Genomic DNA, 461 nt, shown 5'->3' with positions numbered 1-461 from the left:
AAGTTGGATCGGACAAGGCAGTTGACGCACTATAGCGCACCGCCAACACAACCTACGCTAAAGATCAGTAATACATCGATGATAAATATGCAACTGTATAAAATGCTCAGGTGCGTTTATGGAGTGCATTGAATTATCATGAGTAGGCATTCAGTTGAATTTTTTATTGGGTGCTCTGGGGCCGGTTTCTCCGGCCGATAAACTGGCCCCTTTCTGTTGTCACTTTACGTAGCTATGAGGTAAGGTTTTCCTGATCTACGGGCGTAGAACTTTGAATGTTTTCTTCGGCTGGCACTGTTGGAGCTAATAATTGAACACGCAGTAAATCTTCAATTTCTTGACTCACCGCTGGGTGTTCGACGAGGTACTGACAAGCTTTCTGTCTTCCTTGTCCTATCTTGTCTCCCTGATAGCTATACCAAACACCGGACTTTTCTATGATTTTCTGTTTTACTCCAAGC

At 43.8% G+C, this 461-nt stretch carries 1 pseudogene; it reads right to left on the bottom strand.

Going from position 1 to position 461, the window contains the following annotated elements:
* Positions 1 to 232: 232 nt before the first annotated feature.
* A pseudogene (gene recA / locus MD535_RS25855) lies at positions 233 to 461 on the bottom strand (recombinase RecA); the annotation flags it as partial.

This window comes from Vibrio qingdaonensis (genome assembly GCF_026191675.1).
Lineage (GTDB): Bacteria > Pseudomonadota > Gammaproteobacteria > Enterobacterales > Vibrionaceae > Vibrio > Vibrio qingdaonensis.
The sequence above is the reverse complement of the archived record's forward strand: the minus strand, read 5'-3'. Positions and strand labels throughout refer to the sequence as shown.